This window comes from Lutibacter sp. (assembly GCF_021647475.1).
In the GTDB taxonomy this organism is placed as follows: Bacteria; Bacteroidota; Bacteroidia; order Flavobacteriales; family Flavobacteriaceae; genus Lutibacter.
Genome location: NZ_JAKIUR010000032.1, coordinates 13,951 through 37,970, shown reverse-complemented (window position 1 = coordinate 37,970; position 24,020 = coordinate 13,951). Strand labels below are relative to the sequence as shown.

The following is a 24,020-nucleotide window of genomic DNA, read 5'->3' as shown; positions in this document are numbered from 1 at the left end:
TGGTATAACACCAAAAGACTGCATTCTAGTTTAGGATACCTTTCTCCCCTAGAAATGGAAATAAAATTGAAAGGAATTATTAATAAAGTGGCTTAAGAAAATTGTCCCAAATTTAGTAGGTAGTCCAGTTATTCCCTTTTTGAGCAATCGATGTAAATAATTCTGAGGGTTTTAAGAAGTAGCCTAAATTTTTAATACAAGCCTTTTTAACAGCTTCTATGTAGGTTTTTCCAGTATCGAAATTTTCATCTAATTGTTCATACGTGATATTGTCTGGTTCTAATATCTCATCTGCATAGATGTGTAACTTTTCGGAAAGGTATTTAAAGAATATAAATCCTAAAATGTAGTTTCTGTAATCATCGGCATCCATTTTGCCTCTTAGCAAGTTAGCAATAGCCCAAAGTTGTTTTTCAAGTAGTTTTTTTTGTTCTTCTGACATTTGGAGTTATTTAATACAATTTTCGTGTGAAAGTACAGAAATTTAAAATTAATTGCTACTGAATTTATAAGATAATTATAAAAAATACTATATTTGATATACAGGTTATTATAAAGTAACCTAATCTTTTTCATAGCAATTTACCCACCTCTCTTTTTTTGCAATTTTTGAGGTGGGTTTTTTAGGAATTATTTTAAAGAAAGGATTTGTAATGTTTTTCTATCATTGCTTGGATGTCTTCAATTTTATAATAGATTTTATTTTCTATTTGAGCATAAGCAATGATACCTTTTTTACGCCAATTTTTAGCGGTACTATTACTAATTTGCATTAGTTGAATAAAATCTGCATTGTCAATTATTTGTTTTTCTAAGATATTGCTTTGTAATTTAGTTACCATTTTTAATGGTTAGTTCTAACTTGTTTTCAATTTCTTTTAGTTTTAATTTGTCTATCTCTCTTATTGCCATTTTTATATTATTTTTTTACCCTTGTTTTATACTATATTACAAGTTGAAAAACCTTAGTTATTTATACTGAATTGAATTTGTTGGTTTAATTTGTTAATTATTGAATTTTGGTAGTTTGCATCATTTAGTTTGTAAAGTAACTTGTTGTGTTGTATTCTGTCCTTTTTATAGCTATTAGGGTGTTGTTTTTTGATGCTATTTAATATCTCCATATCTTTAAAAGTAGCTATTAATCGTTTTTCTTTTAAAGAGGTGTCCTTTAAATTTACGCTTGGTTTCTTTTCTATTTTACGATACTTATCCATTAAGTAATTTGCTAATTTTTTGTATTTAATAGGGTTGATTAAGTCTTGAACGGTGTAAATTCCTATTGTGTTTTTACCTCTATTTACGTTGTTAATTCGTTTTACTTCTACTTCAAATCTGAAATAATTATTATCTAAATTTATATTGTTGTGGTGTTTTACCTCTGTGGTTTTATTGTAACCTTTTATGTCATACTCTGTAAGGAAATATTTTATGCCATACCTTTTATTTCTACTCAGCATTGGAAAGCCTTTTTTATTTGAAAAACTCACCCAAGTATTTAGGATTTGTTCTGCATCTTCTTGAATTACGATACCTACAGCGATTTTTTTAACACGAGCATTATAAATATTAAATGGAAGTGATTTATTCAATTTTTTAAATGCTTCAATAACTTGGGAATAGCTAAATGAATTATAATTATTATCCATATAAAATTTTTGTAATGAATTGGTTATTGTTAATTCGTTGCCTCGAATAATTAATTTGAGATTTTTTAATTCTGAATAATAAATAGTTGGGTAACCAAATTTGTTAAATTTTGGTTTCCAAAGTAAACCGTACCATTCAAAAGGTTCTTTTGTTTCTTCCATAATTTGTATGGGTAATTGGTTTAGTTGTTTCACTATTTTAATAGTGTCGTACAACTACTTTTTTTTATTAATTGAAATTAAAGCTTGGTCTAATTCACTTTGTTTGTATCGGATTAAATTTCCTAAACGGTATGGTTTTAGGATTCCTTTTTTATTCCAATCGCTTAAAGTTACTAATGAAATTTTAAGGATTTTGGCAACCTCTTTTCGTGTGAGATATTTTGGAGGTAAAATAGGTTGGAAGTTTTTAGATAGCTTTACAAATTCAGCTTTAATATCTGAAACTATACTATCTTTAAATTCTTGTGGATTTACTCCGTGTACTTGAGTGATTTTGTTTTCTTTCATCGTTTTTGTTTTAATGTTTAACGATGTAAAAGTAAATGGGATATGTTTGAGCAAACGTACCAGAAGGTACTCGAACGGTATTAGCTTACTTCTTTTTTGTGCGGTATACTGAAGTTTGCTTTTTCAAAATTTCGCTGTGTTTCTTGTGCTTTTTCGGTAGCAATGTTCAAGTATTTTGTGAGTGTGGATTCTGTAGTTTTTGCGTGAAATGTTGTTAAAACTTCTTTGGCAAAATGAGTATAATTAATTTCTCCGTTATTTCTTTTGGGTGTATTAATATAATCTAACTCCGCTAATTGTCCGATTAAAAAACCTAAATGAGATGCTTTGCCATTCCATTTTAATTTTGATTCTTTAGTTTCATTTATTTCTATTTCTTCTTCAATTTCAATAACTTTTTTATTTAAAATGTTTATAAAGTTTTTTACAATTGTTAAAAGAGAAAAAGGTAGGAAGCTAAGTATTTTTGTTCGGTATATAAAAAAATTGAAATTTAAAAAATCGTATTTGTATTTTTTAGATTGTTGTGTTTGAATCAATTCTTTATAAATATCATTGAATGAAAATATATCATCTCCTAATTCAAACTTTGCATAATATCTTGAACTTTCTTCATCAATAAAGAAATCTTTTTTTAGTTGATTAACAGGAATGTTAAATAATTGAATGGAATAATTTAAGAAGTTTAATTTTTCAATATTATTATTTAATGTTGAAAGTTTTAGAATTATTTCACTCAGGGCATTTATATATAAAGGTTTAATATCATCAATAATGTGTTTGCTATTTTTTTTAATTAAATCTAAATCTTTTTCAAAATAACTTTCACCTCTATAGATTATTTGATTTGCATCCATAGAAAAGTCAATCCCCTCATCATTTATAGAAAATATAAATTGTTTATAATAATCTTTTATTAATGCTTTTTGCAATTTTAGTACGGCTTCCAATATTCTATTTTTTATAGCAATTATTAACTTATAATTTTTCTATTTGGAATATGAAAATTTTCTTTTTCAAATTTTCTTTTAGTTTCTTGTGCTTTTTCTGAATCTAAATTCAGATATTTTGAAAGGGTGCTTTCTGTGGTTTTAATCTCAAAAACATCTTTAATCTGTTTTGCAAATTGCGTATAATTTATATCGTTTGATTTTCTTTTAGGAGCTTCAATGTAATCTAAATCAGCAAGAACCCCAATAATAAATCCTAATTGTGAGGGTTTTCCTACCCATTTTATTTTTTTAAAAACCGTATGTGATTGGTCTAATTTTGTTTTTTCATTTTCGGCATATTCAATTATTTTTTTAGCTTCAAGCATTGAAGCATAAGAGAATGCATTTTGTTGTAAATTTTCTAATTTTAAATTTTTGGAAGTAGGTTCGAAGAAGTTTGGATTGATGAAAGTATTTAAATCATTACTTAGATTATTTTTGAAATAAGGAAAATTTGAAATATCCATTTTATCTTTATAGTCTAACAAAAATTTATCAAATTGATTTTCGGAGGTATTAAAAAAAGGAGTTTTTTTAATTTGATTAATTACATAATCAAGATAATACGAATGTTTATTTTTATCTAAATTAAGAATGTTTTCTTGTATTTCAGTTTTTAAATAAGGGGTAAAGTGAGTTATTGAATTTTCATAAAGATTTAAAAAAGAGGTTTTGGAAAGTTCATTATCACTGCTAATAGCAATGCAAAATTGCTTTAGGTATTTATTAATCATAGCTTAATTTTTTATAAAAGTAAAAATTATTTAACAATTTTCATATTAAGTTGCTCATAACTATTTTCTTCTTTTTGTTTTGCCCAGTATTCCTTCAATTTATTTGCATTTTCCTTTGGGGTTATTTTGATATATCTTAGGAATTGAGTTTCTGTAGTGTGACCTGTAATGCCCATTATTACCATATTAGGAAGTGCACCATATAAGTTAGAAGCAAAACTTCTTCTGCAAATATGAGAGGTTACTAATTCATATTTAGGGTAATTTCCTTCTTTTTTTCTGTTGGTTTCTTTATCTATTTTGCTGCCGTGAACCTTTTCTTTTAGTTTAGCAGCTTCGCATACATCTTTAATGTAAAGGTTGAATTTTTGGTCGGATATTTGTCTTGGAAAGCCATTTCTTTTTTTAAGTATTTCTTTTACTTGAGGATGCATTGGAATAACAACTTCTTGTCCTGTTTTTTGAGTTTCTATTTCAATATACCCATCTTTAATATTTGTTTGTTTTAATCTTAAAAAATCTGAAATTCTCAATCCTGTTCTTAACCCAATTATAAAAAGGTCTCTCGCATTATCCAATTTTTTATCGTTCTTAAAATCGTGATTATAAATGGTATTTATTTCATCGTCATTTAAATAAATGTCTTTTGATTTTTCTGTAGGAACGAAAAAGTTGGGGTGATTAATTTCTTTGTTAACGGGTAAGCCTTTTAGCAGTGCATCTCTGGCAATAGCTTTTAGAGTACTTATGTATTTACCTACTGTATTTGTGCTAATGGTTTATTCAACTTTTAAAAAATGAACGAAATTCTCATAAAATATAAGGTCTAAATCGGTGAATTTAATCTTTGTTTTAGTGTGTTCTTCATAGGCTTTTAACTTTTTTAATAAACTATTGTATTTTGTTATTGTAGAGCTACTCACAGGCTTGTTTTTACCTTTAATTAAACGAGTAGGAGCTTTTTTAATAAATGTATCTGTAAATGGAACGAAGTAAATTTCATCGGTTGCTTCTTCATTAATGGGTCTGTTGAAATGTTTTGCAATTTTTTGTTGAAGCCATTGCTTATCTATAAATGTTCCTGTAGCATTATCTAAATTAAATTCATCAATTATGAATTTTTTTAACTCTATTAAGTGGTTGTTAATAGCGTCTTTGGTTTTATCACCAGCAGTATTTTTAACTTTTTGTTTTGCTTGACTCCAATTTTTAGGGTCAATTTTTAAATCGGTTGAAGTTGTGTAGTCAAATTTTCTTCCGTTTTTAAATCTAATAAGTATATTTGAATAATACTTTTGCCCTTTTACAAGGTAATTTAGTGTTGACATAGCTTAATTTTTAGTTTTATAAAGATACAAAATTATCCCCACATTATCCCCACAATAATTTAATTTATAGGTGATTCACTTAATTTTATTTGCTTGAAAAAATTTTAAATCCCTTTATTTATAAGGGTTGTAGAAGGGTTTGGTAAAGTTGAGGTAAGTGAGAAAAGGTATCTGTTAGTCCCGTCCAGACCGAAAAAAGCATCTCAATTGAGATGCTTTTTATTTATAAATTTGTTTGCTGTAAAAATTGCTTTGAGAACAGACACTATTTATAATTAACTGTTTTAGTTAAATAGTTTTGTTAGTTAACCTTAAATCCTAAAGCTATGTATGGTTGTGAATTATTTGATACTGGACCACCAGCTCCATAAAAAACGGATCCTTGAAAAACCACATTTCCTTGGGTAATTGGATAAGGAACATTTGAAAAATCAGACTTTCTTAAAACGCGTCCAACAGTTTGATTTAAATTTGTATATCCGGGTAAAATAGTTCGTTTAACAGTAATATAATCGCCACTTACAACAGTAACAGGTGTAATTGATTGGTAATCTAAAGCTGTTTGTGAAAAAGTATGAGTCCCTGAATAACTTGTTGAAGAAGAATTGGTATTGTTAATAATTTCAATAGTATATCCTCCAGTATATGTGCTTGGGTTTTGATAACCTACAGTACATATTTCACCGTTTTCATTAATTTGAATTTCATATTCGTGAGTTTCTAAATCCATCCATTCAGCTAAATCATCGTAACCATTTGCAACAGAAAATGCTGTAGTAATTGCATCTGTAACGTAATTATTTTCGCAAACATTGTTAGTTGGGTCATTATCGTTGTCACAACTAAACATAAAAAGGACAATAAAAATTAGTAGTAAATTATTTTTCATTTTATAAGTTTTATCGCAATGTAACAAATATTACATAGCAAAACAAACACCCTTATTTTCTTGTGAAAAAGAAAAGAATTTGTAGATATATATAAATTAGTAGTATTTCAGATTTTTAAACACTATTTATTTTGTAATTTAATGTTTTTTGATAAATACCAATTAATCTATTTTTTCCATGTTTTTATACTTCTCTGATTTCCAAAAATCCTGATAAGAATACATTAATTCTTCCGACATTTCCATCCATTTTACACGTCCTGTTTTAATGGCTTTTCTCAATTTACTAAATCGTTTTTTAGAAAGTGGTAATCTCATGTTTTTTAAATCTAATTTTTCCATAATGTTATCGTTATTTAAGTTATACAATCATTATTGTTAAAAACTTCCCAAATCACTTCCAAGTCTTCAAAAGAAAAGATTTAAAATTGTGCTATTTTTATAAAATTATACTTTTGGTTATGGTGTAATTAAACACTAAAAAGTTATCAGGAGTTTTAAACGAATAGGTTTTGACGAATGCTTAATATAACATATTTTTTTCAGAATTACAAATCTAAATTCATATATCTACTTAATTATTAATGATTTAGTGTTGGCTTAAGTGAAGAGCTATCTAATTTTTTTTGAAATTGATTTGGAAAATAAATAGAAATTCAAATTTCAGCATATAACAATTGTTAAGGTTCTTTAGTATACTAAAAAGAAATTACAACTTTTTAATCGTTTAGGTATAAAAAGAAAAATTAAATAATAAATCGTTATTTTCGCAGTATATACAATTTGTTGGTAGTAATTGTGTTATCCAATAAAGTTTATCAAAAATAGAAATCGATGAAAGGAATTATTTTAGCAGGAGGTTCAGGAACTAGATTGTATCCAATTACAAAAGGAACTTCAAAACAACTGCTTGCCATATATGATAAACCAATGATTTATTATCCGCTTTCCATTTTAATGTTAGCGGGAATTAAAGAAGTGCTAATTATTTCAACACCACAAGATTTGCCTAATTTTGAAAAGTTATTTGGTAATGGTAGTAATATTGGAATGAGTTTTTCTTATAAAGAACAACCTTCGCCAGACGGATTAGCACAAGCTTTTATTTTGGGAGAAGATTTTATTGGTGATGATGATGTTTGTCTTGTTTTAGGAGATAACATTTTTTATGGAGATGGAATTGAAAATTTATTAAAGGATGCAGTTAAAACTGTCTCTGAAGAAAAAAAAGCTACTATTTTCGGGTATTATGTTCAAGATCCAAATAGATATGGAGTGGCAGAATTTGATACTGAAGGAAGTGTTAAAAGTATTGAAGAAAAACCAATCAATCCAAAAAGTAATTATGCAGTTGTAGGTTTGTATTTTTACCCAAACGATGTCATTCAAATTGCTAAAAATATAAAACCATCTACAAGAGGAGAATTAGAAATTACTACGGTAAATGAAACCTATTTAGCACAGCAAAAGTTAAAACTAGAAGTAATGGGCAGAGGTTATGCTTGGTTAGATACTGGAACGCAGGATTCTTTATTAGAAGCTTCAAATTTTATTCAAACTATTGAAAAACGTCAAGGTTTAAAAATAGCTTGTATTGAAGAAATTGCTTTTGAAAAAGGTTATATTAATAAGCAACAATTACTTAAATTATCAGAAGAATATAAAAATAATCAATATGGAAAGTATTTGAAGGGATTAATTAAGTGAAAAATGAGAAGCGAAACACAAACCGTCATTACGAGAAGTATTAGCGACGAAGTAATCTGCTTATTAAGTGAGAGATTTCTACGATTTATTTTAAAATATCAAAAAAATGTTAATTTTTACACTTCAAACTTAAACCTTTATATTTTAGCCTTATAATATGAACTTTATAAAAACAAAAATTTCAGATATAATAATTTGTGAACCAAAGGTTCATGAAGATGAAAGAGGTTATTTTTTTGAATCATTTAAAAAAGAATCTTTTGAAAAATTTATAGGACATGCTGTCAACTTTTGCCAGGATAATGAAGCTAAATCAACTAAGGGAGTTTTACGTGGTTTACATTACCAGTTACCGCCTTTTGCTCAATCAAAATTAGTACGAGTTATTAAAGGTAGTGTGTTAGATATTGCGGTAGATATTCGAAAAAAATCAAAAACTTTTGGTAAATATGTAGCTGTTGAATTAAGCGAAACTAATAAAAAACAACTATTTGTTCCTCAAGGATTCGCACATGGATATGTGGTGTTAAGTAAAGAGGCAATCTTTGCTTACAAAGTAGATAATTATTACAATAAATCATCAGAAAGAGGAATTTTATTTAATGATAAAATGCTACAAATAGATTGGCAACTTTCAGAAGATGAGATTTTAATTTCTGAAAAGGATAAAGTCCAAAAATCGTTTAATGAAGCAGATTATTTTTAAGGTATAAAATGATGACGAATATTTTAATAACAGGAGCAAATGGACAATTGGGTTTGACCTTTAAAAACATCCAAAAAAAATATACTAATTATAATATCTTTTTTGCTGAAAAAAAGATATTAGATATTACAAATCTTGAAAAGATTGAAAAATATTTAGTCAAAAACCAAATTGATGCTATCATAAATTGTGCAGCCTATACGCAAGTTGATAAAGCTGAAGATGAAATTGAATTAGCTGATAAAATTAATTATACTGCTGTTAAATATTTAGCCGAATTGGCAAAAAAACATAGCATTATTTTAGTCCATATTTCAACAGATTATGTATTTGATGGAACTTCTAAAAATCCTTATACAGAAACAGATAAAACCAACCCACAAAATTGTTACGGAAAAACAAAGTTAAAGGGAGAGGAAGCTATTCAAGAGATTAATCCTGTAAATTCAATTATAATTAGAACTTCGTGGTTATATTCTGAATTTGGAAATAATTTTGTAAAAACTATTTGTAGAATAGGTAAAGATAAAGATAAAATTCAGGTGGTTTCTGACCAAGTTGGTTCTCCAACTTATGCAAAAGATTTAGCGGAAGCTATACTTACCATTATTCCTAAACTAAAAAATGAAAATACAGAAATAGTTCATTTTGCTAATACAGGAAGTTGTAGTTGGTTTACTTTTGCGGAAGAAATTATTAAAATTTCTAATATTGCATGTGTAGTGGAGCCAATTAAATCAACAAAGTTTAAAACCAAAGCAAAAAGACCAAACTATAGTTTGTTAAACACTAATAAAATTCAAAATACGTTTGGTATAAATATCCCAAATTGGAAGATTTCTTTAAAAAAATGTTTGATTAAGATGCATGAAGTGTAGAAAAAAAATAGTTTTAAAGGTAAAATATGCTGAATCAAGTTAAATATAGCTATACAAAAGGAAATATCATCCTAAGTTTAACTGAGAAGCTTTTCATAAAAAGTTAAATACGTAATAAAAAGGAATAGGTAAATGCAATATTTTTATAACATAAATCACATATGAAAACCATTTTAATAACAGGAGGTGCAGGATTTATAGGCTCAAACCTAGTTGAATATCTTGTAGAAAAATATCCAAATCAACATTTTGTAAATTTGGATTTACTTACTTACGCAGGTAATTTAGAAAATTTAAAAAGTATAGAAAACGCTTCCAATTATACCTTTATTAAAGGTGATATTTGCGATAGAAAATTAATAGAAAGTATCTTTAAAAAGTTTAAAATTGAAGGTGTTATGCATTTGGCAGCAGAATCACATGTAGATAATTCAATTACCAATCCAGGCGTATTTATTGAAACCAATGTAAAAGGAACATTTACATTGTTAGATGTTGCTTACAAATTTTGGATGGAAAAACCATTTACCTATAAAAAAGATTTTGAAAATAGTCGTTTTTTACACGTTTCTACAGATGAAGTTTACGGAACTTTAGGTAAAACAGGCTTGTTTACAGAGCAAACACCCTACGCTCCAAATTCTCCGTATAGTGCATCCAAAGCAAGTAGCGATATGATTGTACGGAGTTATTTTCATACTTATGGAATGAACACAGTCATTACTAATTGCTCTAATAATTACGGGCCAAAACAACATGATGAAAAATTAATTCCAACGGTTATTAGAAAAGCTTTAACTGGACAAATAATTCCAATTTATGGTGATGGAAGTAATATTAGAGATTGGTTGTACGTTTTAGACCACTGTAAAGGAATTAATTTGGCGTTTCAAAAAGGAATTAGTGGAGAAGTTTATAATATTGGAGGGAAAAATGAGCAGAATAATAATTATATTGCTCAAAAAATTTGTGAATTGTTAGATAAAATACATCCTTTAGAAAAAGGAAGTTATAAAAGTCAAATTCAATATGTAGAAGATAGAGCCGGTCACGATTTCAGATATGCAATTGATGCTTCTAAAATTGAAAATAAGTTAAATTGGAAAGCCGTAGAAAATTTTGATTCCGGAATTTTGAAAACCATGGAGTGGTATTTTAAAAAGTATAAAGGTTAACGTGAAAAGTGAAACACAAACCGTCATTGCGAAGGAAGAATGACTGAAGCAATCTGTTTCTAGAATAAAAAGATTGCCATGATTTTTTTAAAACCTCGCAATAACGAATAAAGATTAAAAGAAAATTATCAATTAAATATTTGTATTTGAGCACAGTTCATTCTCAACTTGGCAGAACCTTTCATAAAATAAAAGTTTCGTCTTTGTTCTAGATAAAGTGAAATTAAAGTGTCATACTGAGCTTGTCGAAGTATTTTAATTTAAAATTGAGAAAATAAAATAAAGATAAATGAAACAAATACCAAAAATAGCAATAATAGGATTAGGCTACGTAGGTTTACCTTTAGCTCGTTTATTTGCAACTAAATATTCAGTTACAGGTTTTGATATAAATCAAAAAAGAATTTCAGAACTTAAAAATGGAATAGATACTACTTTAGAAATTGAAAAGGAAGTTTTAGAAAAGGTGTTGGTGAATTCTAAGGGAACAATAGGTCTATATTGTACGTTAAATCTTAACGATATTTCAAATTGTAACTACTTCATTATAACTGTCCCAACACCAGTTGATAAAAATAAAAAACCAGATTTAACTCCGTTGATAAAAGCGAGTGAAACAGTTGGGAGTGTTTTAAAAAAAGGAGATATTGTAATTTATGAATCTACCGTTTATCCTGGAGCAACAGAAGAAATATGTGTGCCTATTTTAGAGGATAAATCAAATCTTTTATTTAATAAAGATTTTTATGTTGGTTATTCTCCAGAACGTATAAATCCAGGAGATAAACTCCATACTGTAGATAAAATATTGAAAGTTACTTCGGGTTCAACCAAAGAAGTTGGAGAAAAAGTGAATAGTTTATACGCATCTGTAATTACTGCTGGCACACATTTAGCACCAACAATTAAAGTGGCAGAAGCGGCAAAAGTTATTGAAAACTCACAACGCGATATTAATATTGCATTTGTTAATGAATTGGCTAAAATATTTAATCTATTAGAAATTGATACACAAGCCGTTTTAGAAGCGGCAGGAACTAAATGGAATTTTTTACCGTTTAAACCAGGTTTGGTAGGTGGACATTGTATTGGTGTTGATCCTTATTATTTAGCACAAAAAGCACAAGAAGTTGGTTATAATCCAGAAATAATTTTAGCAGGAAGAAGACTTAATGATAGTATGGGAAATTATGTAGCCTCTGAGGTTATTAAACTTCTAGTTAAAAAGGATGTTCAAATAAAAAATGCAAAAATTTTAGTTTTAGGAATTACCTTTAAAGAAAATTGTCCTGATGTACGCAATACAAAGGTTGTGGATGTTATTCGGAATTTGGAAGAATATGGTACTAAAGTAACTGTTTTTGATCCTTGGGCAAATAGAAATGAAGTGTTAACAGAATATGGATTAACAATTATAAATAGTATATCAGAATTAAGTCATCCTGAGCCTGTCGAAGGATTTACTGAAGTGTTTTCTAATTCTAAATTTGATGGTATTGTTTTAACAGTAGCTCATCAAGAATTTTTAAAAATTGAACTAACTTCGCTTTTAAATGATCACGGAATTATTTACGATGTAAAAGGAGTGTTGAAAGGTAAAGTTCAAGGGAAATTATAATTTGCAAAAACTAAAACTAAGACCAAAACTAAGATAAAAAGAAGTTTATAACCCGTTGTGTATTATGATAAAATTTCGTCAATTCGAGTGAATTTTAGCCTTTTTAGGCTTGAAATTAGTATCGAGAATAGGTTTTTTATTTAAATACAGCCGTTCTCGATACAATTTTTTATCAAAAATTACTGAACTGACGTAACAGTAAGTTTAAAAAGTTATAATGCATAACGGGTTTTATAGTATTATTATGATTAAAGATAAAGAAAATTGAATGAGAAATTTTAGAGAATATGATGTATGGATTGATGCCATGGAATTAGTGAATAAAATTTATGATAGTATAGATAATTTCCCTAAGGATGAGCGATTTGGATTAATTTCTCAAATAACAAGATCAGCAGTATCAATCCCTTCAAATATAGCTGAAGGAGCTTCCAGAAGTTCAGAAAAAGACTTTGGTAGATTTTTAGAAATTAGTTTAGGTTCAGCATATGAATTAGAAACTCAGTTAAGAATTGCAAGAAATAGGAATTATTTAAAAAATGACAATTTCACACAAACAATAGAAGAAATAATAAGTTTACAAAAAAGAATAAGTGCTTTTAGAAATAGTATAAAGAAGAATTAAGGCTGAAAACTTAGACTAAAATTAGAACCAAAAGTCTTCGTCTTGGTCATAGTTTAAGTAAATTGGTAAAAAAAAGTTTTAGTTATAGTCTTCGTTTTGGTGTAAATAGAATAAGAAAATAAAAATGAAAAACTTCGCATTAATTGGAGCAAGCGGTTATGTAGCTCCCAGGCATATGAAAGCTATTAAAGCTACTAATAATAATTTAGTAGCTGCATTGGATAAATTTGATAGTGTTGGTATTATAGATAGTTATTTTCCAAATGCTGATTTTTTTACGGAATTTGAACGGTTTGACAGACATATTTCTAAATTAAAATTTGAAAAGAATATGCAACTAGATTATGTAAGTATTTGTACTCCAAATTATTTACATGATGCTCATATTCGGTTTGCACTTAGACAAGGTGCGGATGCTATTTGTGAAAAGCCTTTGGTTTTAAATCCTTGGAATATTGATGCATTATCTCAAATTGAAAAAGAAACGGGTAAAAAAATCAATAATATATTGCAGTTGCGAGTTCATCCAAGTATTATTGCTTTAAAACATAAAATAGACAATGGTCCAAAAGATAAAATTTACGATGTAGATTTAACGTATTTAACTTCAAGAGGACATTGGTATTATACTTCGTGGAAGGGCGATATATCTAAATCTGGAGGTATTGCAACTAACATAGGCGTTCATTTTTTTGATATGCTTTCTTGGGTTTTTGGCGATTTAAAACAAAATATTGTTCACGTAAATACACACGATCGTTCTGCAGGTTATCTAGAATTTGAAAAAGCTAGAGTTCGTTGGTTTTTGTCTATTAATTACGATGTTTTGCCCAATGAAATAAAAGCTAAAGGTCAGCGTACGTATCGTTCTATAACTATTGAAGGAGAAGAATTAGAATTTAGTGGTGGTTTTGCTGATTTACATACTGTTTCGTATCAGGAAATATTAAAAGGAAACGGTTATGGTATTGAAGCACCACGCCAAGCGATAGAAATTGTACATGCCATTCGTCATGCTAATCCAATTGGTATTAAAGGAGAATATCATCCATTTGTTAAAAAACCATTAGCAAAACATCCTTTTGAAAAATAAAACCGTCATTACGAGGAGCATTAGCGACGAAGTAATCTGTGTATCAAGCAAAAGATTACCACGCTTTAGCCTGTCTTGAGCGGCAGCCGAAAGGCTCGCAATGACGTGTAAAGGTTAAAGGAAATTATCAACTAAATGTTTGTATTTAAGCACAGTTCATTTTTAGCTTGACCAATGATTTCTTAAATAAAAGAATTTTAGTGTTTTTTAGTTAATTATACTACCTTTAAGCCTTAATAAATTGTAAGTAAAAAGTAACAAATGGTGATGAATTTGGTTTAAATCGAATTGTATTATTATTTTACAAGAAGAAGAAATGTTAAAGAACCCTGTACGTTATAATCTTAATTGGTTTGCTATACACACTCGCTCTAGAGCAGAGAAAAAGGTTTTTGAACGACTTAATCATTTAGAATTCGAAACTTTTTTACCATTATTAACCACTATCAAACAATGGAGCGATCGAAAAAAAAAGGTGGTAGAACCTTTAATTAAGTCCTTCGTTTTTGTAAAAACTAGCAACGATAAATTTTCAGAAATACTGCAAGTGTCAGGGGTTTTAAATATTTTAAAATATTTAGGGAAACCTGCCATTGTGAGAGAAGTTGAAATTGAGAATTTAAAAATTTTAATTAGTAATAGTGAAAGTGTTACTATTATTAATCCAATTAATTTGTTAGAAGGAGAACTGGTTGAGGTTGTTAGAGGTCCTTTTAAAGGTTTGTTTGCAACGTATTTAAATAAAGCTGGTAAATACAGAATAATTGTAGAAATTAAAGCTTTACAAAGTTTTATTGAAGTAAATTTACCACTAAATAGTATTAAAAAAGCAACTAACAACATATAGTTAGTTTTAAAATATATTAATTAATAAGACCAATGTTCCACTTAAAAATGGGACTGAGGAGGGCGAAGCCATGCAAAAGCATGGGTAATAACGTAACAATAATATTAATAAATAAAAGAAAAATAAATATACATTCATAAATGAAAATAACAGTCATTGGTACAGGTTATGTTGGATTAGTAACAGGAACCTGTTTTGCAGAAATGGGGAATAAAGTATCGTGTATTGATATTGATACTAAAAAAATTGATGCTTTAAAAGAAGGAATTATTCCTATTTATGAGCCAGGTTTAGAAACTATGGTTTTAAAAAATGTAGCCAATAACAATTTAAATTTTAGCACTAAATTATCAGAATCGTTACCAACTACTGAAATCGTCTTTATCGCAGTAGGAACTCCGATGGGTGATGATGGTTCGGCAGATTTACAATATGTGTTAGCTGTTGCAGCACAATTAGGCAAAGAAATGACTCATCCAATAATAGTGGTGGATAAATCTACAGTGCCAATTGGTACTGCAGATAAAGTAAAAGCAGCCATTCAAAAAGAATTGGATAAAAGAAAGGTAACTATTGATTTTCATGTAGTTTCAAATCCTGAATTTTTAAAAGAAGGAGCAGCTATTAATGATTTTATGAAACCAGACCGAGTAGTTATTGGAGCTGATAATGAAATCGCTTTTTCCAAAATGAGAACTTTATACGCACCTTTTTTAAGAAATCACGATCGATTAATTGAAATGGATATTCGTTCTGCTGAAATGACAAAATATGCGGCAAATGCTATGTTGGCAACTAAAATTTCTTTTATGAATGAAGTCTCTAATATTTGCGAATTGGTAGGAGCCGATGTAAATAAAGTGCGTTTAGGTATTGGTTCAGACAATCGTATAGGTTATAGTTTTATTTATCCGGGATGTGGTTATGGAGGTTCTTGTTTTCCAAAAGATGTAAAAGCCTTAAAAAAAATTGCTGAAGAACATGGGTATCACGCCCAACTTATTAATTCCGTTGAAACCGTTAATAATAATCAAAAGCTAGTAATTGCTAATAAAGTGATTAAGCGGTTTGGAGAGAATTTAAAAGGAAAAACGTTTGCTTTATGGGGATTGGCATTTAAACCTGGCACTGATGATATGCGTGAAGCTCCAGCAATTTATGTAATTAAAGAATTAGTGAAAAGAGGAGCTAAAATACAAGCCTACGATCCAAAAGCGATAACTGAGGCTAAGGATTTTTATTTAAAAGATGTAAAAGGAATTACGTATGGCAATGCTAAATATGAAACGCTTAATAATGCCGATGCACTAATTTTATTAACTGAATGGAAAGAATTCCGCTCTCCAGATTTTGATGAAATAAAATCACAATTAAATAATCCTATTATTTTTGATGGTAGAAACCAATATAATATTTTCAACTTAGAAGAAAAAGGATTTGAATATTACCAAATTGGTAAACGATTTGAAAAATAAAGTTGAAAGGATTAAGTGAAAAGTAATAAAAACTCCAAAAAATAACCGTCATTGCGATGAAGTGCAACGAAGAAGCAATCTGTTGCTACTAAAGGAAAAGATTGCCACGGTTTTTAACAAAACCTCACAATGACGCATTGAACCGTCATTACGAGAAGCGTTAGCGACGAAGTAATCTGTAGCGGTATAGTTCTGAACATGAGATTGCCACGCTTTAGCCTGTCTTGAGCGACAGCCGAAAGGCTCGCAATGACAAACAAATAAACCGTCATTGGATGAAGTGCAACGGAGAAGCAATCTGTTGCTAAAGAAGAGATTGCCACGGTTTTTAACAAAACCTCGCAATGACGCATTGAACCGTCATTACGAAAGAGCCTAAGCGATTGAAGTAATCTGTAACGGTACAGTTCTGAACATGAGATAGCCACGCTTTAGCCTGTCTTGAGCGACAGCCGAAAGGCTCGCAATGACAAACAAATAAACCGTCATTGGATGAAGTGCAACGAAGAAGCAATCTGTAGCGGTATAGTTCTGAACATGAGATTGCCACGCTACGCTCGCAATGACGCATTGAACCGTCATTACGAAAGAGCCTAAGCGATTGAAGTAATCTGTAACGGTACAGTTCTGAACATGAGATAGCCACGATATGCTCTCATTGACGAAAGAACAAAATTGTCATCGTCATCTTGTCGAAGGGTTTCCAATAATAAAATAAGTAAAAATTATAAATTTTAATCTCAATTTTTGAAAAGAAAGCCATCACTCAAAAAATATAAAAATTAAAAATAAAAAACTAAATTTACCAAAAAACCAAAAGCAACCTTATGAAATTTAAAGTAATTGCTATTTTACTACTAATTAGTGTGTTTAGTTTAACACCAAGTACAGCACAGTCTATTATCCAAGCTCAGTTGTCTAGTATTAATATTGATAACCTTTCAGATGCTCAAATTCAATCCTATTGGGATAAAGCAAAATCTCAAGGTTATACTCTTGATCAATTAGAAGTAATTGCTACTTCTAAAGGAATGTCTGCTAGTCAGTTTTCAAAATTAAGACAACGAATTGCTTCCTTAAAATATTCTGATGTTTCAACATCTAATGTTACCATGCAAAATACGGATGAAGCATCTATTTCTAATATTGAAAAATTCGGATTAGAAGGAAAAGAACCCAATAGTCTAAAAAAAAGTATATTATTTGGTTTCGATTTTTTTAATAATCCAAATATTTCATTTACACCAAATTTAAATTTGGCAACCCCAACAACTTATCAATTAGGTCCTGGTGATGAATTATTAATTGATGTTTGGGGAGCTGCTCAAAATAATTACAGAAAACAAGTGGATAGACAAGGAGCTATTCGTATTAAAAATATTGGTCCTATTTATGTTAGTGGTTTATCCATAGAAAAAGCCAAAGCTAAAATAATATCCTATTTAAAAAAGATTTATAGTGGTATTAGTGCTTCTAGTTCAAGCTATAATAAAGTATATGCAGATGTTTCTTTAGTAGGCGTTCGTACCGTTCAAGTAAATATTATAGGCGAAGTTAAAGTACCAGGAACTTATTCATTAAGTGGTTTGTCAACTGTTTTAAATGCTTTATATGCAGCTGGTGGACCTACTGAAAAGGGAACTTTTCGGAATATTAAGTTAATAAGAGCAGGAAAGTTGTATAGTAATTTTGACATTTATAATTATTTAATAAATGGCTCTGAAAAAGGAAATTCTACTTTGCAAGATCAAGATGTTATTATTGTATCTCCATATTTAAGTAAAATTATAGTAGTAGGAAATGTTAAACGTCCAGGGATTTATGAGTTAAAACCAGAGGAAACCATTTCTAACTTAATAAATTATTTTAGTGGTTTTACTTCTGATGCTTATAAAAAGCGTTTGTTGGTTGAACGTGTTAATGGAGAGCAAAAAGAAGTAAGTGAAATTGTTTTAAAAAAGCAACCAAATTTTGTATTTCAGGATGGTGATAAGTTAACGGTAGGAAGTGTAATAGACCGTTTTAGAAACCGAGTAACAATTTCAGGAGCTGTATATCGCCCTGGAGATTATGAGTTAACTAAAGGATTGACTTTGAATGAATTGCTAAAAAAAGCTGCTGGATTAAAAGAAGAGGCTTCATTGGATAGAGGGATTATTTATAGAATGTTAGATGATGTAAAGCAAGAAATTATTCCATTTTCTGTTGAAGATATTTTAAATAATAAAACGACCATTGTTTTACAGCGTGAGGATAGAGTTCAAATATATAGCAAATACAGTTTGAAAGGGAATTACACGGTTAGTATTGATGGAGCAGTTAATAAACCTCAAACCATAACATTTGCAGAAAAAATGCATATTGAAGATTTAATAGCAATGTCTGGCGGATTTAAAGAAGGTGCAGATCCTTCGGTTATTGATATTTCTCGTAGAGTTGCTGATGGAAGTTTTAAAACCATAAGTAAGAATATTAAAAAATCAAGTACCAATAAGTTGACTCTTGGAGAGAATGCTAATTTTTATTTAAAACCATTTGATAGGGTTTCAGTACGATATATAAAAGGATATACACCTCAAAAAAATGTAAGCATATTAGGTGAAGTAAAATACCCAGGAACTTATTCCTTAGCCAATAAAAATGAACGAATATCAGATTTAGTTAAAAAAGCCGATGGATTTTCACCTTATGCATATTTAAAAGGAGCAACATTAATAAGAAAACTAAGAACCCTTTCAGATAAGCAGCAGTTAAAAGATTTAGAAAATTTTGCATTAAAAGATTCTACCTTGGTTATTCATAAAAGTAAAGAAATTAAAATAGGAATTGATTTAGAAAAAATTATGCAAAAAGGAAATGAAAAATCTAAAATCGATTTAATATTACAAGAAGGCGATGTACTTTATATACCAATTGAAAAGCAAACGGTTGAAGTACAAGGCGAAGTTTTTTTACCATCATTATCAAGGTTTGATAAATCAAATTCATTTAAAGATTACATATCAAAATCTGGAGGATATTCACAAAATGCAAAAAAAGGCAGAGCTTATGTAATTTATGCGAATGGAGATATTAGAAGCACAAAAAATTTCATATTTTTTAAAACTTATCCAAAAATAGAGCCAGGAGCATTAATTGTAATCCCTAAAAAAGCTGAGAGGAGCAAAATGTCAATACAAGAAATTTTAGGATTAACTACAGGTATTTCAACTTTGGGACTTTTAATAAAAGCTATATTTCCATAATTATTGAAGTGAAAAAATAAAAATAACTCGTCATTGCGAAGGAGGCACGACTGAAGCAATCTTTACCTATTGAAAGAGATTGCCACGGTTTTTCCAAAACCTCGCAATGACGAAATGAAACCGTCATTACAATGAGTGCAATGAAGAAGCAATCTGTTACCAAAAGAAGCAGATTGCCACAGCTTTTAACAAAGCTTCGCAATGACAAGTAATTGAACCGTCATTGCGAAGGAGGCACGACCGAAGCAATCTGTAACTATTGAAAGAGATTGCCACGGTTTTTCCAAAACCTCGCAATGAAGGAATGGAACCGTCATTACGATAAGTGCAACGAAGAAGTAATCTGTAACGGTATAGTTGAGAACATGAGATTGCCACGCTTTAGCCTGTCTTGAGCGACAGCCAAAAGGCTCGCAATGACGTGTAAAAAGAAAAAGATGAAAAAAAGTTTTGTTTATTTTATGGTTAATAAAAATAATTCAGTTATTTATATCGGAATAACAAGTAATATAATTAAAAGAGTTTATCAACATAAAACAAAAGCATATAAAGGATTTACATCAAAATACAATTGTGATAAGTTGGTTTATTTCGAGGAATTTAATGATATTCAACAAACGATTGAAAGAGAAAAACAATTAAAGGCAGGCAATAGAAGTAATAAAGTGAACTTAATTGAAACAATAAATAAAAATTGGAAAGATTTAAGTGCTGATTGGATTTTTGAAACAACATAAAACCCGTCATTGCGATGAGTACAAAGAAGAAGCAATCTGTTACCAAAAGAAGTAGATTGCCACAGTTTTTTCAAAACCTCGCAATGACGAAATGAACCCGTCATTGCGAAGGAGGCACGACTGAAGCAATCTTTATCTATTGAAAGAGATTGCCACGCTTTTTTCAAAACCTCGCAATGACGAAATGAACCCGTCATTGCGATGAGTGCAATGAAGAAGCAATCTGTTACTAAAAGAAGCAGATTGCCACAGCTTTTAACAAAGCTTCGCAATGACAAGTAATTGAACCGTCATTGCGAAGGAGGAACGACTGAAGCAATCTGTTGCTAAAAGAAACGGATTGCCACGCTTTTTTCAAAACCTCGCAATGACAAATTGAACCGTCATTACGAAGGAGGTACGACTGAAGTAATCTGTAAATTAGATAATCTAAAAAAAATAAAAGCTTTAAAAATGAGCGAACAACAAAATAAAAATACTAACCCTTCTGTTGAAGAAGATGAAATAGATTTAATAGCCCTCGCCAAAACCATTTGGGGAGGTAGGAGAACCATTATAAAAACTACCCTAATTTTTATGGCAATAGGGTTATTTGTAGCACTGTTTTCTGAAAAAGAATATACCGCTTCTACCACTATTGTTCCAGCAACACAAGGTAAAAGTATAGGCGGTAGTTTAGGTGGTTTGGCAGCTATGGCAGGTATAAATTTAGGTAGTATGGGAAGTGATTCGGGTATTTCACCAACCTTATATCCACAAATTATAAATAGTATTCCTTTTCAAAAAGAAATCTTAAAAACTCCTTTAACTATTAAAGGACAGCCTAAACCAATTACCTATACAAATTATTATACCAATGTATATAGCCCAAGTGTATTAAGCTATCTCAAAAAATATACTGTTGGTTTACCAGGTCTTTTAATTAATGCTGTAAAGGGAAAACCAGAACCCGTCATTGCGAAGGAGGAACGACTGAAGCAATCTGTTAATGCGAACCAAATTCAAACCATCACAAATGAACAAAACGGACTTATTAAGCAATTAAAGAATCAATTAGTTTTAGATATTAATGATAGAGGAGGTTATGTTAGCATTTCGGTTACTTTGCCAGAAGCCATTGCTTCAGCTCAATTAGCAAAAAGAATACAGGTATTATTGCAACAGTTTATCATCAATTTTAAAATTCAAAAATCTAAAGAACAGTTAAAATTTATTCAAAGTAGATACTTAGAAAAGGAAAAAGAATTTAAACAAATACAACAACAGTTAGCTAATTTTAAGGATCGCAACCAACATGTAAATTCAGCAATGGCACAAACTAAACTAATACAATTGCAATCTCAATACGATTTAGCCTTTGAGGTGTATGCCGAACTTGCTAAACAATTAGAAACCCAACAAATTCAAGTTAAAGAGGATACCCCAGTGTTTACAATATTAAAACCAGTAGTAGTACCTATTTTAAAATCTAAACCCAAACGTTTATTAATTTTAATATTTTGGACTTTTTTGGGAATAGTAATAAGTATTGGCGGTATTTATATTTTTGACCTTACTAAAAGTTTAAAAACTAAATGGAACGAAAACACCTAAAAATAGAATAAAAAAGTATAAAAAAGAAGAATATAGGTTTTAATGATATAAAAAAAATGAAACAAACTCCAAGTTTAAAAATTTTAGTAACTGGAGGTGCTGGTTTTATAGACTCTAATTTATGCGAGGTATTGCTAGCATTAGATAATGAAGTAGTACGTTTAGATAACTTTTCTACAGGGAAAGAGAAAAATATTGAGCATCTTTATGTTAATCTGAATTTTAAACTTATTGGAGGAGATATCCGGAATCCTGAAGATTGCCAAAAAGCGTGTAAAGGAGTTGATTATGTATTGCACCAAGCCGCATTGGGTTTAGTGTCACGTTCTATAAAAAATCCAGCTACCACTAATAATGTAAATATTTCTGATTTTGTAAATATGTTATCTACAGCCAAAGAAGCTAATGTAAAACGGTTTGTGTACGCAGCAAGTTCTTCAACGTATGGAGATTCTAAAGACTTACCAAAAGTTGAAGACGTAATAGGAAAACCACTATCTCCTTATACTATTACAAAATATGTAAATGAATTATATGCTAAATTTTTTTATAAAATGTACGGTCTAGATACTATCGGACTGCGTTATTTTTAATGTATTTGGACGAAAACAAGACCCAAACGGAGCCTATGCTACAGTAATACCAAAATTTGTAATGCAATTTATGAAGTATGAATCACCAGTAATTAATGGTGATGGTAACTACTCACGAGATTTCACCTATATAGACAATGTGATTTAAATGAATTTATTAGCCATAAGCACTACTAATAAAGCAGCCTTAAACCAGATGTATAATGTTGCTTTTAGTGAACGTACAGCGTTAAATCAATTGGTACATGTTTTACAAGATAAATTAGTTAAATTTGACCCTAAACTTAAAGAAGTAGAAATAACATATGACCCAAACAAATAGATCAGGTGATATATCGCACTCATTAGCATCTATTAAAAAGATAGAAAAGTTGTTAGGGTATTATCTTGAGTTTTCTATTGAAAATGGTTTAGTCCAAGCAGTAGTATGGTATTGAAAAAGTTTGAAAGAAGAAATGGTTAGTGAATAGAGTGTAAAGGTTAAAGTGAAAAGCCTGTACTGAGTGCAATTGAAGTGTCATTGCGAGAGCAACGAAGCAATCTCATTAAAAAAAGTTAATAATGATAAATTTAAAGATAAAAATTAATAGAATTGAAAAATATAAAACATGTTTAAAAACAAAATACTTTTAATTACTGGTGGTACAGGTTCATTTGGGAATGCTGTATTGAATCGTTTTCTTCATACAGAACACTTTAAAGAGATTCGAATATTTTCTCGTGATGAAAAAAAGCAAGACGATATGCGAAATCAATTAAGAAATGAAAAATTAAAATTTTACATTGGAGATGTACGAGATTATAATAGTATTGAAAAAGCCATGCGTGGGGTCGATTATGTTTTTCATGCTGCAGCTTTGAAGCAAGTACCTTCTTGCGAATTTTTCCCAATAGAGGCAACAAAAACTAATGTGTTTGGTACTCAAAATGTAATTGATGCTGCTGAATATAATAAGGTAAAAAAGGTAATTTGTTTGAGTACAGATAAAGCAGCATACCCTATTAACGCCATGGGTATTTCGAAAGCATTAATGGAAAAAGTTGCCATTGCATCTTCACGTAATTGTAAAAACACTACGGTATGTTTAACTCGTTACGGCAATGTAATGGCTTCAAGAGGGTCTGTAATACCTTTATTTATAAATCAAATTAAGAATAAAGAACCCTTAACTATAACCGATCCAAATATGACTCGTTTTTTAATGTCTTTAGACGAAGCCGTAGAATTAGTACTGTTTGCTTTTGAACATGGAAATTCAGGAGATTTATTTGTAAACAAAGCACCTGCAGGTACCATTGGAGATTTGGCGCAGGCATTAAAAGAATTGTGTGATGCAAATAATGAGGTTAAGATTATTGGAACACGTCATGGGGAAAAGCTATATGAGACCCTGTGTACTCGTGAAGAAATGATGAAAGCAGAAGATATGGGAGAGTTTTATAGGATTCCTGCAGACAATCGGGATTTAAATTATGCTAAATATTTTTCTGAGGGAGTAGAAGATATTTCTAAAATAGAAGATTATCATTCTCACAACACAAAGCAATTGGATGTAGAGGAGATGAAAGAATTATTGATGAAATTGCCAATGTTAAAGGAAGAATTAGAAAATTAAAATAATTACA

General features: G+C 29.6%; 23 protein-coding genes and 1 pseudogene. 14 read left to right on the top strand and 10 right to left on the bottom strand.

Features of this window, described 5'->3' with window-relative positions; genetic code table 11:
- Positions 1–112 precede the first annotated feature (112 nt).
- The 10 genes from L3J60_RS08895 to L3J60_RS08850 all read right to left on the bottom strand — a co-directional run bounded on the left by L3J60_RS08895 (position 113) and on the right by L3J60_RS08850 (position 6,444).
- On the bottom strand, positions 113–442 hold the full coding sequence (locus L3J60_RS08895; RefSeq protein ID WP_291975146.1) for a type I restriction-modification system subunit M N-terminal domain-containing protein: 330 nt from the start codon (positions 440–442) through the stop codon (positions 113–115).
- Positions 443–635: 193 nt separating this feature from the next.
- Positions 636–842, bottom strand: a complete 207-nt coding sequence (locus L3J60_RS08890) for a helix-turn-helix domain-containing protein (RefSeq protein ID WP_291975145.1) — start codon at positions 840–842, stop codon at positions 636–638.
- 123 nt (positions 843–965) lie between these two features.
- Complete coding sequence (locus tag L3J60_RS08885; protein ID WP_291975144.1) at positions 966–1,844, bottom strand: hypothetical protein; 879 nt, start codon at positions 1,842–1,844, stop codon at positions 966–968.
- A gap of 21 nt (positions 1,845–1,865) precedes the next feature.
- Positions 1,866–2,159, bottom strand: coding sequence for a helix-turn-helix domain-containing protein (locus tag L3J60_RS08880; RefSeq protein WP_291975143.1), 294 nt, complete (start codon positions 2,157–2,159; stop codon positions 1,866–1,868).
- Between the two features lie 80 nt (positions 2,160–2,239).
- On the bottom strand, positions 2,240–3,091 hold the full coding sequence (locus L3J60_RS08875) for a hypothetical protein (protein WP_291975142.1): 852 nt from the start codon (positions 3,089–3,091) through the stop codon (positions 2,240–2,242).
- Positions 3,092–3,132: 41 nt separating this feature from the next.
- A complete protein-coding gene (locus L3J60_RS08870) occupies positions 3,133–3,885 on the bottom strand; it encodes a hypothetical protein (protein WP_291975141.1) in 753 nt (250 codons plus the stop codon).
- 26 nt (positions 3,886–3,911) lie between these two features.
- A complete protein-coding gene (locus L3J60_RS08865; RefSeq protein WP_291975147.1) occupies positions 3,912–4,526 on the bottom strand; it encodes a site-specific integrase in 615 nt (204 codons plus the stop codon).
- Between the two features lie 138 nt (positions 4,527–4,664).
- Positions 4,665–5,213 (bottom strand): phage integrase SAM-like domain-containing protein, encoded by a 549-nt coding sequence (locus tag L3J60_RS08860; protein ID WP_291975140.1) that lies wholly within the window; start codon positions 5,211–5,213, stop codon positions 4,665–4,667.
- Between the two features lie 301 nt (positions 5,214–5,514).
- Positions 5,515–6,102, bottom strand: a complete 588-nt coding sequence (locus tag L3J60_RS08855; protein WP_291975139.1) for a hypothetical protein — start codon at positions 6,100–6,102, stop codon at positions 5,515–5,517.
- 162 nt (positions 6,103–6,264) lie between these two features.
- The gene (locus L3J60_RS08850; RefSeq protein WP_291975138.1) at positions 6,265–6,444 is read right to left on the bottom strand and encodes a hypothetical protein; all 180 of its coding nucleotides are present in this window, start codon (positions 6,442–6,444) and stop codon (positions 6,265–6,267) included.
- Positions 6,445–6,936: 492 nt separating this feature from the next.
- On the opposite strand from L3J60_RS08850, the gene rfbA reads away from it, so the two are divergent.
- The 14 genes and pseudogenes from rfbA to L3J60_RS08780 all read left to right on the top strand — a co-directional run bounded on the left by rfbA (position 6,937) and on the right by L3J60_RS08780 (position 24,010).
- The gene (gene rfbA / locus L3J60_RS08845) at positions 6,937–7,809 is read left to right on the top strand and encodes a glucose-1-phosphate thymidylyltransferase RfbA (RefSeq protein WP_291975137.1); all 873 of its coding nucleotides are present in this window, start codon (positions 6,937–6,939) and stop codon (positions 7,807–7,809) included.
- A 157-nt stretch (positions 7,810–7,966) separates the two neighbouring features.
- Complete coding sequence (rfbC, locus tag L3J60_RS08840) at positions 7,967–8,515, top strand: dTDP-4-dehydrorhamnose 3,5-epimerase (protein ID WP_291975136.1); 549 nt, start codon at positions 7,967–7,969, stop codon at positions 8,513–8,515.
- 11 nt (positions 8,516–8,526) lie between these two features.
- Positions 8,527–9,393 (top strand): dTDP-4-dehydrorhamnose reductase, encoded by an 867-nt coding sequence (gene rfbD, locus L3J60_RS08835; protein ID WP_291975135.1) that lies wholly within the window; start codon positions 8,527–8,529, stop codon positions 9,391–9,393.
- Between the two features lie 161 nt (positions 9,394–9,554).
- Positions 9,555–10,568: a dTDP-glucose 4,6-dehydratase gene (gene rfbB, locus L3J60_RS08830; protein ID WP_291975134.1), complete on the top strand. Its 1,014-nt coding sequence runs from the start codon at positions 9,555–9,557 to the stop codon at positions 10,566–10,568.
- 289 nt (positions 10,569–10,857) lie between these two features.
- Positions 10,858–12,186 carry a nucleotide sugar dehydrogenase gene (locus tag L3J60_RS08825; protein ID WP_291975133.1) on the top strand — a complete coding sequence of 443 codons (1,329 nt, stop codon included), beginning with the start codon at positions 10,858–10,860 and terminating at the stop codon, positions 12,184–12,186.
- A 268-nt stretch (positions 12,187–12,454) separates the two neighbouring features.
- A complete protein-coding gene (locus L3J60_RS08820; RefSeq protein WP_291975132.1) occupies positions 12,455–12,811 on the top strand; it encodes a four helix bundle protein in 357 nt (118 codons plus the stop codon).
- Between the two features lie 124 nt (positions 12,812–12,935).
- Positions 12,936–13,904 (top strand): Gfo/Idh/MocA family oxidoreductase, encoded by a 969-nt coding sequence (locus tag L3J60_RS08815; protein ID WP_291975131.1) that lies wholly within the window; start codon positions 12,936–12,938, stop codon positions 13,902–13,904.
- 316 nt (positions 13,905–14,220) lie between these two features.
- Positions 14,221–14,751, top strand: a complete 531-nt coding sequence (locus L3J60_RS08810) for a UpxY family transcription antiterminator (RefSeq protein ID WP_291975130.1) — start codon at positions 14,221–14,223, stop codon at positions 14,749–14,751.
- 140 nt (positions 14,752–14,891) lie between these two features.
- Positions 14,892–16,226, top strand: a complete 1,335-nt coding sequence (locus tag L3J60_RS08805) for a UDP-glucose/GDP-mannose dehydrogenase family protein (RefSeq protein ID WP_291975129.1) — start codon at positions 14,892–14,894, stop codon at positions 16,224–16,226.
- A gap of 827 nt (positions 16,227–17,053) precedes the next feature.
- Entirely contained in the window at positions 17,054–19,471 is a 2,418-nt protein-coding gene (locus tag L3J60_RS08800) for an SLBB domain-containing protein (protein WP_291975128.1), read from the top strand.
- A 437-nt stretch (positions 19,472–19,908) separates the two neighbouring features.
- Positions 19,909–20,208, top strand: coding sequence for a GIY-YIG nuclease family protein (locus tag L3J60_RS08795; RefSeq protein ID WP_291975127.1), 300 nt, complete (start codon positions 19,909–19,911; stop codon positions 20,206–20,208).
- A 453-nt stretch (positions 20,209–20,661) separates the two neighbouring features.
- Positions 20,662–21,801: a Wzz/FepE/Etk N-terminal domain-containing protein gene (locus L3J60_RS08790; protein WP_291975126.1), complete on the top strand. Its 1,140-nt coding sequence runs from the start codon at positions 20,662–20,664 to the stop codon at positions 21,799–21,801.
- Positions 21,802–21,857: 56 nt separating this feature from the next.
- A pseudogene (locus L3J60_RS08785) lies at positions 21,858–22,831 on the top strand (NAD-dependent epimerase/dehydratase family protein).
- A 171-nt stretch (positions 22,832–23,002) separates the two neighbouring features.
- Positions 23,003–24,010, top strand: a complete 1,008-nt coding sequence (locus L3J60_RS08780; protein ID WP_291975125.1) for a polysaccharide biosynthesis protein — start codon at positions 23,003–23,005, stop codon at positions 24,008–24,010.
- Positions 24,011–24,020: the final 10 nt, after the last annotated feature.